Source organism: Aeromicrobium sp. SORGH_AS_0981, assembly GCF_031453195.1.
Taxonomy (GTDB): Bacteria; Actinomycetota; Actinomycetes; order Propionibacteriales; family Nocardioidaceae; genus Aeromicrobium.
Window position 1 is genome coordinate 516,184 of sequence record NZ_JAVIZD010000001.1, and the last position, 12,351, is coordinate 528,534.

The following is a 12,351-nucleotide window of genomic DNA, read 5'->3' on the forward strand; positions in this document are numbered from 1 at the left end:
CGGACGGGGGTCCGGCGGCCTGCCGGACCGCTCCAGGACGGCGTCGATCCTGTCACACCGCTCCCGCTTGACGGGGCCGCCGTCCAGGAGAGGAGGGTCACGCGAGCACCCCGGTGAACCTGACGTGCGGCGCACCGTCGACGCTCTGCACCTGCGCGGCGACGCCGTAGACGTCGGCGACGAGGTCGGTCGTGAGCACGTCCGCCGGGCGCCCCGCCGCCCGCACCCGCCCGTCCGCGAGCACCACCAGCGCGTCGCAGTAGCGCGCCGCCAGGTTCAGGTCGTGCAGCGCCATCACCGTCGTGGTCGAGGCGGCCCGCACCAGCTCCAGCAGCTCCAGCTGGTGCCGGACGTCGAGGTGGTTGGTCGGCTCGTCGAGCAGCAGCTCGGTCGGCTCCTGCGCGAGCGCGCGGGCGATCTGCACCCGCTGGCGCTCCCCGCCCGACAACGTCGAGTAGGGGCGCTCCAGCAGGTGCGCGGTGCGCGTGGTCGCCGCGGACGCCTCCACGACGGCGCGGTCGGTGGCGCTCAGCGGCGCCCACGACGGCCGGTGCGGGAGCCGGCCGAGGCCCACGACGTCGCGCACGGTCGGGTCGGTGTCGGTCACGACCTCCTGGTCGACCATCGCGAGCCGGCGCGCCACCTGGCGACGACCCAGGGCAGAGAGGTCGTCGTCGCCCAGCCGCACCACGCCCGACGACGCCGGGCGCAGCCCCGCGAGCAGCCGCAGCAGCGACGACTTGCCCGACCCGTTCGGGCCCAGCAGCCCCACCGTGCTGCCCGGCGCGACGTCGAGGCTCACGCCGTCGACCACGACCTTGCCGCGCACGCCCCACCGCACGTCGACCGCGAGGATGCTCATGCCCGTCCCGCCTCAGCCACGACGCCGCCTCCGCACCAGGATCACGACGAACGCCGGCACGCCCACGAGTGCCGTCGCGACGCCCACCGGCAGCTCCTGCGGTGCGATGACCGTCCGCGCGCCGACGTCGACCCACACCAGGAACACCGCGCCGAGCACCGCCGACACCGGCAGCAGCACACGGTGCCGCGAGCCGACCACCGCGCGGGCGGCGTGCGGCAGCACGAGCCCGACGAAGCCGATCGCCCCCGAGGTCGACACGATGACGGCCGTCATGAGCGCGGTGACCACCAGCAGCAGCAGCCGGGTGCGCTGCACGGAGACGCCCAGCGCCGAGGCGGCGTCCTCGCCGAACGTGAACGCGTCGAGCGAGCCCGCCGCGAGCCAGCACAGCAGCAGCCCGACGAGCACGACGCTCCCGCACACCACGACGTCGCGCCACGACGCCGTGCCGAGCGAGCCGAGCAGCCAGAACAGCACCCCGCGGGTCTGCTCCGCGTCGGCCGCGGTGAAGACGATGAACGACGTCAGCGCCGAGAACAGCTGCGTGGCTGCGACGCCTGCGAGGATCATCCGGTCGGTCGTGCCGCCGGCCAGCGTGCCGAGCAGCAGCACCAGGCCGAAGGCCAGCAGCGCCCCGACGAACGCACCGGAGGCGAGCGTCGCGGCCCCGGCACCCACCCCGAGCACCACGATCGCGACCGCACCGGCCGAGGCCCCCGAGGAGATCCCGAGCACGAACGGGTCGGCCAGCGGGTTGCGCAGCAGCGACTGCAGCACCACGCCGCAGAGCGCCAGCCCCGCACCACAGGCAGCCGCCAGCACGGCCCGCGGCAGGCGCAGGTCCCAGATGATCGCCTCCTGGATGCCCGTGAGGCCCGACGGCGCGACGCCCAGCCGCGACAGCGCGACCGCGAACGCGTCGCCCGGCCCGAGACCCGACGGCCCGATCGTCGTCGCGACCGCGATCGAGACCAGCAGGCCCACGAGCGCCGCCGACCACAGGACGGCCGCGCGTCCGGCACGCGCCGGACGCGCGGATCCTGAGGTCGAGGGCGCCGTCCTGCGCAGCGCCGGCGGCAGCAGGGTCACGACGGCTCGTACCCCAGGCCGCGCAGACCCTCGGCCACCGCCTCGACGGCGTCGACCGTGCGGATCGACGGGTTCAGGGCGGCGCCCGGCAGCAGCACGTAGCGCTTCTCCTGCACCGCGGTCATGCGCCGGGTGACGGGGTTGGACTCGAGGAACGCGATCTTCGCGCGCGCCGACTCCGCGGTCTGGCTCTTGCGCGTCAGGTCGCCGACCACCAGCACGTCGGGGTCGGCGGCGGCGATCGACTCCCAGCCGATCTGCGGCCACTCCGCCCGCTGGTCCTCGAAGACGTTGGTCAGGCCGAGCGCGCGCGTCACGATGCCGGGACCGCCGCAGCAGCCCGCACCATAGGGCGCCTCGGCGTTGGCGAACCAGTAGAAGACCGACACGCCGTCGAACTGCGTCCGCGACGCCGCCTCGAGCCGCTCCTGGAGCGACGACACGACCTCCTCGCCACGCTCCTCGGTGCCCGTCAGCGCGGCGAGGTCGCGCACCTCGGCGTAGATCGTCGACATCTCCAGCGGCCGGTCGCGCGCACCGTCGCCGCCACCGAAGTCGGACTTCTCGCACTCCGCGGCCGACAGGTACGCCGGCACGCCGACGTCGGCCAGCTGCTGCGGCGTCGCGACACCGCCCTCGCTCAGGGTGTTCGCGAACGACGCCGTCACGAGGTCGGGCTCGGTGGCCAGCAGCTCCTCGAACGACGGCGCCTGGTCGGCCAACCGGTCGACCTTCTCGTTCTCGTCGGCCAGCGACGGCAGGATCGGGTCGGTCCAGCCGGCGGCGCCCACCATCCGGTCGGCGAGGCCGAGGCTCAGCAGGATCTCCGTGCTGCCCTGGTTCAGCGACGCGATGCGCTGCGGCGGCGCGTCGACCGTGGTCCGACGGTCGCAGCGCTCGACGCTGGCGGGGAACCCGGCGGCCTCGGCGCCGCCGGCCGACGAGGCCGACGTCGAGGAGCCGCAGCCGGCGAGCAGCGGCGCCGCCAAGGCGGCCGACGCGAGGAGGGAGAGGGGGCGGCGTGGTCGCATCGCGATCCTTCGCTCAGGGGTCCGTGTCGCGAGACCCGTCGGGAGCCCCGCGGCGGACGCCGCGGGTCGCCACCGGGTGTCGGACTCGGGCCGTGGCCCCTACCGTTGCGCGTCAGTCCCGGACTTCGACCGGGTTCCCTCACGTGGCAGCCGCACCGTAGCACCCGGCCCGCCGGGGCCCCGGTCCTGTTCGCCGCGCTCCCTCCTGCCCGGGGCCCGGCACCCCCGCCGGGCCCGTTCGCCGCCCACGGCCCGGCACCCCCGCCGGGCCCGTTCGCCGCCCACGGCCCGGCACCCCCGCCGCGCCGCTCGCCGCCCACGGCCCGGCACCCCCGCCGCTGCTACGGTGAGCGCGCCAGTCACCCTCGCAGAGGGTCAGGGAACCCGGTGCGACTCCGGGACTGACGCGCAGCGGTGTGGGAGACGTGGCGGGCCACGACGCCACTGGGAGCTCGCTCCTGGGAAGGCGGTCCGTCACCGCGACCCCGAGTCCGAAGACCTGCTGGCCGCCACCCCGCCGGGGCGGCGTCACCCGACACGGGGCTCTCGCGCACGGGGCCCCCGGACCCGAGACGAGACCCCATGCCCTCCCCCGTCGGCGCACGCCTGCGTCGCCCCGCCGCCCTCCTGGCCACCCTCTGCCTCACCGCACCGCTCGCTGCCTGCGGCTCCCCGTCCTCGCGGCCCGCGAACGACGCCGCCGCGACAGCCGGCTTCCCCGTCACCGTCGAGAACTGCGGGCACGACGTCACCGAGGCGGCACCGCCCCAGCGCATCGTCGCCATCAACCAGCCCGCCACCGAGCTGCTGCTGAGCCTCGGCCTCGCCGACCGGATGGCCGGCTACGGCGTCAGCGACCACGACTTCCTGCCGGGGCTGGAGGCACAGGCCCGCAGGACGAAGGCCCTCGACGCCGAGTTCCCCGGCTTCGAGGCGATGCTCTCGCTCGAGCCCGACCTCGTCTACGCCACCTTCGCCTACGCCTTCACCGGCGAGGGCGTCGCGCCCCGCGCAAAGTTCGACGAGGTCGGCATCCCCACCTACCAGTCCCCCAGCGAGTGCGGCGGCCAGGACGCCCCGCACGAGGAGCCGCTCACCCTCGACGACCTGTACGCCGAGATCGGCGACGTGTCGCGCCTGACCGGTGTCGAGGAGCGCGGCGAGCAGCTCGTCGCCGAGCTGAGGGAGCGCGCGCGGACGGTGACGGTCGACCTCGACGCCGACGACGTGACGCTCGGCTGGTGGTACGCGTCGACGAAGAGCCCCTACATGGCCGGGTGCTGCGGCGCCCCGGGGCTGATGACGCGCGCCGTCGGCGCCACGAACGCGTTCGGCGACAACGAGCGGCTCTGGCCCGAGACGAGCTGGGAGTCGATCCTCGACGCCGACCCGACCGTCCTCGTGCTCGCCGACCTCGAGCGCGGTGGCGACGGCGACAGCGCGGAGGCCAAGATCCGCTTCCTCGAGTCCGACCCCGTCGCGCGTCAGCTCACCGCCGTCAAGAAGCGGCGCTACGTCGTCCTCGGCGGCACGACGATGGACCCGTCGATCCGCAACGTCGACGGGATCGAGCAGCTCGCCCAGGGTCTGCGCGACCTGGGCGTCGTGCCCGACGGGCGCTAGCCGAGGACCTCCGACAGCAGCGCGACGTCGCGCAGCAGGAGGGCGGCGGAGCGCACGAGCGGGACGGCCGCGAGCGCGCCGCTGCCCTCCCCGAGACGCAGGCCGAGGTCGAGCAGGGGCTCGAGGCCGAGCTTCTCCAGCGCGAGCGACTGTGCCGGCTCGGTCGAGCGGTGCCCGGCGGCGAACCACGCCGACGCGCCCGGCGCGAGGTCGTCGGCGGTGAGCGCGCACGCGACGGAGATCAACCCGTCGAGCAGCACCGGCACACCGGCCTCTGCCGCCGCGACCAGGAAGCCGACCGTCGCGGCGAGGTCGGCGCTGCCGAGCGCCGCGAGACGCTCCACGGGGTCGGCCACGCGGTCGCCCGCCCGGTCCAGGGCCGCCTGCACGACCTCGCCCTTGCGCACGAGCGACGCGTCGTCGATGCCCGTGCCGCGACCGACGACCTCCGACCCCGGCAGGCCGAGCGACGCGGCCACCAGCGCGGCCGTCGGCGTCGTGTTGCCGATGCCCATGTCGCCCGTGACGAGCAGCTGCGCACCGGCGGCGATCTCCTCCGCCGCGATCGTCCTGCCAGCGGCCAGCGCTCGAGCCGTCTCGTCGGCGGTCAGAGCGTCCTCGACGTCGATCGACCCGCTGCCCCGCCGCACCTTGTGGGCGCGCACCGCGTCGGGCAGGTCGGCGAGGTCGTCGTCGACGCCGAGGTCGAGCACGCGCAGGCTCACGCCGTGCTGGGCGGCGAGGACGCTCGCGCCGGCGCGGCCGGCGGCGAACGTGCGGACCATCGCGGGCGTGACGGCGCTCGGGAAGGCGGAGACGCCCGACGCGGTCACGCCGTGGTCGCCGGCGAGCACCACGGCGCGCACGTCATCGATCGGACGCGGCGGCACCTCGCCCTGCGTCGCCGCCACCCAGCAGGCGAGGTCGCCCAACCGACCCAGCGCCCCGGGAGGCGTGGCGAGGCTCGCGAGCCGCTCGCGTGCCGCGGCGTGCACCGCCGGGTCAGGAGGACGGACGGCGGACGGGGTGCTCACGGGCTCGACGGTCACGGGTGAACGGTACGACGTCGTCCCGACGAGCCGCCGGAGCAGGAGGCACCCGCGCTCGCACGATGAGACGCGCACCACACCCCGGTGGCGCGGACCGCCCCATGCCCTACGCTCGGCACGTCGACCACCACGGAAGCCGGTGGGAGTCCGGCGCAGTAGCGCTACTGTGACGTCACCCCAGCAGCACCGGGGCGACGGAGCCAGACCCTGGTCGTCGACAGCCCTCCATCCACGGGACGCACTCATCCCTCAGGAAAGGCCTGCCATGTCGCAGCTGAACCCCTCCGTCGACACCTCCGCGGTGCCGGTCGTCTCCATCCCGGTCCGCGAGCTCGCCCCCTGGGCGCTGTTCATCGCGCTCCTCGCCCTCGTGGCGCTCTACTTCGTCGGCGCCGAGCAGGGCGCGACCTCCCTCATCTCCGGCACCGGCGTGCACGAGTGGGTCCACGACGGACGCCACCTGCTGGGCTTCCCCTGCCACTGACGGGCACCGCGACCGACCGGGCCTGAGCCTGGCCGGCCCTGCCCGCGGGACCCGCCCTCCGGGTCACCGCCCCGAGCCCGCGACGACACCGCGGGCTCCCTGTCGTCGAACCGCGGCCCGAGCGACCCGTCACCACGACGGGCCGTGTCGCGCTGCTCCCGCTCGGGAAGGACCCGACCCATGAGCACCACCCGCACACCGCACCTCACCGCCCGCACCTTCCTCGTCCACGGCCTGCTCGCCGGGCTGCTCGGCGGCGTGCTGGCCTTCGCCGCCGCCTCCGTGGTCGGCGAGCCGCCCATCGACCGCGCGATCGCCCTCGAGGAGTCGGGCGGCGCCGCCGCCGACACGGGCCACTCCCACGAGGAGGGCGCGCACTCCCACGAGGAGTCCGGCGGTCACTCCCACGGCGACGACGACGCCGCGATCAGCCGCGGGGAGCAGGCCGGGCCCGGCCTCGCGACCGCCACGATCATCGTGGGCCTCGTCGCCGGCGGGGTCGTCGGCATCGCCTCCGCCTTCGCCGTCGGACGCCTGGGCGGTCTCGGCCCCGTGGCCTCCACCGCCGTCGTGGTGCTGCTCGCGTACCTGGCGTACACGGTCGTGCCCTGGCTGAAGTACCCGCCGAACCCGCCGGCGGTCGGCTCGGCCGACACGATCGGCGAGCGCACCGCCCTGTACTTCAGCTTCGTCGCCGTGTCGTTGCTGGCGGTGGTCGCCGCCGTCCTCCTCGCACGCGCCCTCCTGGCCCGCGGCCCGTGGGTCGCGGTCGTCGCCGGGGCCGCCCTGTACCTCGCCGTGGTCGGCGTCGCCGGCCTCGTCCTCGCCCCGATCGACGAGGTCCCGGACAGCTTCCCGGCCACCACCCTCTACGCCTTCCGCATCGGCTCGCTCGCCACGAGCACGGCCCTCTGGGCCGGCGTCGCCCTGGCCCTCACCGGGCTCACCGCCCGCACCTGGCGTGCCCACCAGGCCGACGTCGAGCGCCGGGCGGCCGCCGCCGCGCTCTGACCTCGTCCGCGAACGCCGCCTCCCCACGACCCCGGGGAGGCGGCGTTCTCATGAACCCAAGATGTAGGGGTTACATTCGTGTAGTTCCCCGTATATGGTGGCTCGTGCAGCTGGTTCGGCCCGTCAGCCAGACGGGTCGTCGCAAGAGGGAATCCGGTGAGAGACCGGAACTGCCCCGCAGCGGTGAGTGGGAACGAACGGTGTCATCAGCACTGGGTCCCTGCAGCGATGCAGGCCTGGGAAGCGACACCCAGTAGGCGGCAGCGATGCCTGGCCCGCGAGTCCGAAGACCTGCCAGTGCTCCACCGCCACCGGTGGAGGTCCGCGACCTCGTGGGAAGGTCCAAGGATCAGACGACGTCGTGGCACCTAGACGACCCGTCCTCCTCTCCCCGCGTGCCCGCGGACTGCGTCAGTCACGACGAGTTCACGAGGGGTGAACCGATGACCATCACCGTCATCAAGCGCGACGGCAGCCGAGCGGACTACGACGGCTACGAGATCGCGAAGTCCATCGAGGAGGCCGCCACCGGCCTGCCCGACCAGGTCTCCCGGGCGACGCAGCTGCGCGCCGAGCTGGAGATCACGCTGTTCGACGGGATCAGCAGCGAGCAGCTCGACGAGGCCGTCATCGGCGTCGCGCTGCAGAACGTCAAGGACGACCCGGCCTTCGACACGATCGCCTCGCGGCTGCTCGTCAAGACGCTCTACAAGAAGATCTTCGGCGAGGGCGTCACGCGCGAGGAGGTGTACGCCTTCCACGGGCCGGCGTTCGTCCGCGCGATCCTGCGCGGCGTCGAGCTGGGGCTGCTCGACGAGCGGCTCGCCGAGGTCTTCGACCTCGAGCGGCTCGGGTCCGCGCTCGACCCCGACCGCGACGACCTGCTGCGCTACGTCGGCGCGCAGACCATGCGCAACCGCTACATGATCACCGAGCCCGACGGCACGCCGCTGGAGGTGCCGCAGTTCTTCTGGATGCGCGTGGCGATGGGCCTCGCGCTGAACGAGGAGGACGCCACGTCGGCCGCGCTGTCGTTCTACGACAAGATGTCGCGGCTGGAGTACCTCGCCGCCGGCTCCACGCTGGTCAACGCGGGCACGTCGTACAGCCAGCTCTCCAACTGCTTCGTCATGCAGATGGAGGACGACATCGAGCACATCGCCAAGAGCGTCCGCGACGTCATGTGGCTGACGAAGGGCACCGGCGGGATCGGTCTCTCGGTCACGCAGCTGCGCGCCGAGGGCTCCCCCATCCGCTCGAACAACACGACCTCGACCGGTCCCATCCCGTTCATGCACACCATCGACTCGACGTTGCGCGCCGTGAGCCGGGGCGGCAAGAAGTTCGGCGCCCTGTGCTTCTACATGGAGAACTGGCACCTCGACTTCGGCCAGTTCCTCGACCTGCGGCAGAACTCCGGCGACCCCTACCGACGCACGCGCACGGCCAACACCGCCGTCTGGATCTCCGACGAGTTCATGAAGCGGGTCGAGGCCGACGCCGACTGGTACCTGTTCGACCCGCTCGAGGTCGGCGACCTGCCGGAGCTGTTCGGCCAGGCGTTCAGCCGCCGCTACGCCGAGTACGCGGCGCAGGCCGAGCGCGGCGAGATCCGGCACAAGAAGCTGAAGGCCCGCGAGCAGTTCCGCGCCATCCTCACGACGTTGCAGACGACGTCGCACCCGTGGCTCACCTGGAAGGACACGGTCAACACCCGTGCCCTCAACCAGAACACCGGCACGATCCACCTGTCGAACCTGTGCACCGAGATCTGCCTGCCGCAGGACCGCGAGAACATCAGCGTCTGCAACCTGGCGTCGATCAACCTCTCCCGGCACGTGGTCGGACGCCGCGGCGACGCACGCGTCGACTGGGACCGGCTCGCGGAGTCCACGCGGCTCGCCGTCCGCCAGCTCGACAACCTCATCGACATCACGATCAGCTCGGTGCCGGAGTCGGAGCGCTCGAACGAGGAGAACCGCGCCCTCGGTCTCGGCGTCATGGGCTTCACCGACGTCGTGGAGCGGTTCGGCTGGTCCTACGAGAGCGAGCGCGCCTACGACCTCATGGACGAGGTCATGGAGTTCGTCAGCTGGCACGCGATCGACGCCTCCGCCGACCTCGCCCGCGAGCGCGGCGCCTACCCGAACTTCGCCGGGTCGCGCTGGAGCCAGGGCATGGTGCCGTTCGACTCCCTCGACCTGCTCGAGGCCGACCGCGGCGTGCCCGTCGACGTCACGCGACGCTCCCGTCTGGACTGGGACGCGCTGCGCGCCAAGGTCGCGGGCGGGGTCCGCAACTCCACCCTGATGGCCATCGCGCCCACCGCCTCGATCGGCCTCGTCGCCGGCACCACCCCCGGGCTGGACCCGCAGTTCAGCCAGATCTTCAGCCGGGCGACCGCGGCGGGCAAGTTCCTCGAGGTCAACCGCAACCTCGTCGAGGACCTGCGCGAGCGGGGCCTGTGGGAGACGCTGCGCGAGGACCTGCTGCGCCACCAGGGCGACCTGTCCAAGGTCGAGGGGGCGCCCGCCGACCTGGTCGAGATCTACCGGACCAGCTTCCAGCTGTCGCCGTACGCGTTCCTCGAGGTGGCGGCCCGCGCGCAGAAGTGGATCGACCAGGCGATCAGCCGCAACATCTACCTCGCCAGCCGCGACGTCGGCGACATGGTCGACCTCTACGCGGCCGCGTGGCGCAGGGGCGTCAAGACGACCTACTACCTGCACATGATGCCGCGGCACACTGCCGAGCAGAGCACCGTCAAGGTCAACAAGGCCGAGGCCGTCGCCCCGCAGGGTGCGACGACGTCGGGCGGCCGGGGCTTCGGCGCCCGGCGCGGGTTCGGCGCCGCGACCGCCGCCCCGGCCCCGGCCACAGCCGTCGAGGAGCCGACGCCCGTCGTCCCCGACGCGGTCCAGGAGCTCGACGTCGTCGACGGGTCCGCCTGCCCGATCGACCCGCAGGAGCGCCTGCAGTGCGAGTCCTGCCAGTAACGACGGACCCGCTGGTCGAGTAGTCCGTCCCGTGAGGCACGAACAGGGACGGACGTATCGAGACCACTCGGCGGCCGTCGCGCGAGCCAGCTCCGCGACGGCCGCCTCACCACCCCGACCCCAGAGAGCGAGAACCCCCCATGCCCATCCTCGGCACCGGCATCCAGGAAGGCCTGCTGCTCAAGCCCGTCACCTACCCGTGGGCGATGGAGCTGTACGACCAGGCCGTCGCCAACACGTGGTTCCCCAACGAGGTCCAGCTCGGTGAGGACCTCGCCGACTTCGAGCGCATGAGCGACGACGAGCGCCACGCGCTCACCTTCCTCATGAGCTACTTCAACCCCAACGAGCTGCTCGTGAACAAGGCGCTCGCGTTCGGCGTGTACCCCTACGTCAACGCGGCCGAGTGCCACCTCTACCTCGCCAAGCAGATGTGGGAGGAGGCCAACCACTGCATGAGCTTCGAGTACGTGCTCGAGACGTTCCCCATCGACCGGGTCGCGGCCTACGAGTCGCACGTGAACGTCCCGTCGATGGCCGCCAAGGAGGCCTTCGAGGTGCGCTTCATCCAGCGGATGACCGAGCAGACCCTCGACATCACGACCACCACGGGCAAGCAGGACTTCGTCCGCAACCTCGTGGCGTACAACGTGATCCTCGAGGGGATCTGGTTCTACTCCGGCTTCATGGTGGCGCTGAGCTTCCGGCAGCGGAACCTGCTGCGCAACTTCGGCTCCCTCGTCGACTGGATCGTGCGCGACGAGAGCCTGCACCTGAAGTTCGGCATCAACCTGATCCTCACGGTGCTCGACGAGAACCCCGAGATCGCCACCGAGGAGTTCGCGGCGGAGATCCGGCAGATGGTCCTCGACGCGGTGGCCATGGAGGAGGCCTACAACCGCGACCTGCTGCCGCACGGGATCCTCGGGCTCAACGCCGACTACATCAACACCTACGTCCGCTACCTCGCCGACCGCCGCCTGGAGGAGCTCGGCTTCGAGCCGCACTACGGCGTGGCGAACCCGGCCAAGTGGATGGCGACGGCCAACGACACCCTGCAGCTCGTCAACTTCTTCGAGTCGATCAACACCTCCTACGAGGTCAACGCCCGCGCGGGCTCCTGAGCAGGGAGGGCGAGCATGTCGTGCGTGGGGTTCTTCACCGCCGAGCAGCTGGCACGGGTGCGCGCCGCGGGCGACGACCCCCGCCCGGTGTCGACGTTCCGGTCGCCCGAGGCGTCGGCGTCGAAGCGGCGGCGGGTGGCCGAGATGGCCACGTCGCCCGACCCGCTGGTGCGGGCCGCGGCGGCGGGTTCGTCGCTGGCGTCGACGGAGGTGCTGCAGCGGCTGTCGGTCGACCCCGACCTGGGCGTGCGCAGCGCCGTCGCGCGTCAGCCCGCGACGCCGCCGGACCTGCTCGACCGGCTCGCGACCGACGCGCACGAGACGGTCCGCGGATGGGTGGCCGCGAACCCGGCCGCCTCGCCCGACCTGCTCGCTCGGCTCTGCGACGACTCCTCCCCGACGGTGCGGTCGGTGGCGGCCTGGGCCCAGCACTGGTGAGGGTGGTGCGGGTGACGGTCGCGGCGACCCTGCTCCGTGGGCGCCCCTCGCGTCGGCGCGACCACGGCACCGCGGGTAGCCTCCCGTGCATGTCCCGAGCCCTCACCGTCAGCGACACCGTCGTGGTCGGCGTCGAGCCCGACGTCGTCTACGCCGCCCTCAGCGACGTGCGGCAGATGGGCCGCTGGAGCCCGGAGAACACGGGCGCGGAGCTGGCGGAGCCGGGCGCGCCGATCGGGGTCGGCACCGTGTTCGTGGGCACCAACCGCCGCGGCCGCGCCCGCTGGAGCACCCGCTGCGTCGTGACGGCGGCCGACCCGGGCCGACGCTTCGCGTTCGACGTGCGCGCCTGGGGTCCGGGCCGACGTCTGCTGCCGGTGCGGGTGGCGTCGTGGGAGTACACGTTCGAGCCCGCCGTGGGCGGCACGCTCGTGACCGAGACGTGGCTCGACGGTCGCACCGGCTGGCCCGACTGGACGGCGTCGGTGTTCGACCGGGTGGCCACGGGGCGCGACTCCTTCGCGACCTTCCAGCGGGGCAACATCCGTCGCACGCTCGACCGGCTCAAGCGTGAGCTCGAGTGGGAACGCGCCCGGGACCAGGCCCCCCAGGACCGCACCGACGACGCGTCATGAGCCGTC

11 protein-coding genes and 3 riboswitches are annotated in these 12,351 nt (G+C 73.1%); of the genes, 7 read left to right on the forward strand and 4 right to left on the reverse strand.

Annotation, left to right across the window (positions count from 1 at the left end):
- Positions 1 to 97 precede the first annotated feature (97 nt).
- From QE370_RS02780 to QE370_RS02790, 3 genes are read right to left on the reverse strand one after another with little or no spacing between them, the layout of a single operon-like run.
- A complete protein-coding gene (locus QE370_RS02780) occupies positions 98 to 862 on the reverse strand; it encodes an ABC transporter ATP-binding protein (protein WP_253024330.1) in 765 nt (254 codons plus the stop codon).
- A 12-nt stretch (positions 863 to 874) separates the two neighbouring features.
- Entirely contained in the window at positions 875 to 1,954 is a 1,080-nt protein-coding gene (locus QE370_RS02785; protein ID WP_253024328.1) for an iron ABC transporter permease, read from the reverse strand.
- The gene (locus tag QE370_RS02790; protein WP_309633343.1) at positions 1,951 to 2,985 is read right to left on the reverse strand and encodes an ABC transporter substrate-binding protein; all 1,035 of its coding nucleotides are present in this window, start codon (positions 2,983 to 2,985) and stop codon (positions 1,951 to 1,953) included. Before QE370_RS02790 ends, QE370_RS02785 begins: the two co-directional genes overlap by 4 nt.
- 75 nt (positions 2,986 to 3,060) lie before the next feature.
- Positions 3,061 to 3,124, reverse strand: a riboswitch (cobalamin riboswitch).
- A 200-nt stretch (positions 3,125 to 3,324) separates the two neighbouring features.
- Positions 3,325 to 3,507: riboswitch (cobalamin riboswitch) on the forward strand.
- A gap of 60 nt (positions 3,508 to 3,567) precedes the next feature.
- Here QE370_RS02790 and QE370_RS02795 point away from each other — a divergent pair.
- The gene (locus tag QE370_RS02795) at positions 3,568 to 4,608 is read left to right on the forward strand and encodes an ABC transporter substrate-binding protein (RefSeq protein WP_309633344.1); all 1,041 of its coding nucleotides are present in this window, start codon (positions 3,568 to 3,570) and stop codon (positions 4,606 to 4,608) included.
- Here the strand turns inward: QE370_RS02795 and cobT are convergent.
- Positions 4,605 to 5,657, reverse strand: a complete 1,053-nt coding sequence (gene cobT / locus QE370_RS02800) for a nicotinate-nucleotide--dimethylbenzimidazole phosphoribosyltransferase (protein ID WP_309633345.1) — start codon at positions 5,655 to 5,657, stop codon at positions 4,605 to 4,607. The two genes, QE370_RS02795 and cobT, sit on opposite strands and share 4 nt — an antisense overlap.
- 265 nt (positions 5,658 to 5,922) lie before the next feature.
- On the opposite strand from cobT, the gene QE370_RS02805 reads away from it, so the two are divergent.
- The 6 genes from QE370_RS02805 (at position 5,923) to QE370_RS02830 (ending at position 12,345) form a co-directional block, all read left to right on the forward strand.
- The gene (locus QE370_RS02805) at positions 5,923 to 6,141 is read left to right on the forward strand and encodes a CbtB domain-containing protein (protein WP_253024320.1); all 219 of its coding nucleotides are present in this window, start codon (positions 5,923 to 5,925) and stop codon (positions 6,139 to 6,141) included.
- Positions 6,142 to 6,321: 180 nt separating this feature from the next.
- Positions 6,322 to 7,152, forward strand: a complete 831-nt coding sequence (locus tag QE370_RS02810; protein ID WP_253024318.1) for a CbtA family protein — start codon at positions 6,322 to 6,324, stop codon at positions 7,150 to 7,152.
- A 94-nt stretch (positions 7,153 to 7,246) separates the two neighbouring features.
- Positions 7,247 to 7,466, forward strand: a riboswitch (cobalamin riboswitch).
- Positions 7,467 to 7,595: 129 nt separating this feature from the next.
- Positions 7,596 to 10,148 carry a ribonucleoside-diphosphate reductase subunit alpha gene (locus QE370_RS02815; RefSeq protein WP_309633346.1) on the forward strand — a complete coding sequence of 851 codons (2,553 nt, stop codon included), beginning with the start codon at positions 7,596 to 7,598 and terminating at the stop codon, positions 10,146 to 10,148.
- Between the two features lie 140 nt (positions 10,149 to 10,288).
- Complete coding sequence (locus QE370_RS02820) at positions 10,289 to 11,272, forward strand: ribonucleotide-diphosphate reductase subunit beta (protein WP_253024314.1); 984 nt, start codon at positions 10,289 to 10,291, stop codon at positions 11,270 to 11,272.
- Between the two features lie 24 nt (positions 11,273 to 11,296).
- Positions 11,297 to 11,710, forward strand: a complete 414-nt coding sequence (locus QE370_RS02825; protein WP_309633347.1) for a HEAT repeat domain-containing protein — start codon at positions 11,297 to 11,299, stop codon at positions 11,708 to 11,710.
- Positions 11,711 to 11,799: 89 nt separating this feature from the next.
- Positions 11,800 to 12,345, forward strand: coding sequence for an SRPBCC family protein (locus QE370_RS02830; RefSeq protein WP_253024310.1), 546 nt, complete (start codon positions 11,800 to 11,802; stop codon positions 12,343 to 12,345).
- The last annotated feature ends 6 nt before the right edge of the window (positions 12,346 to 12,351 follow it).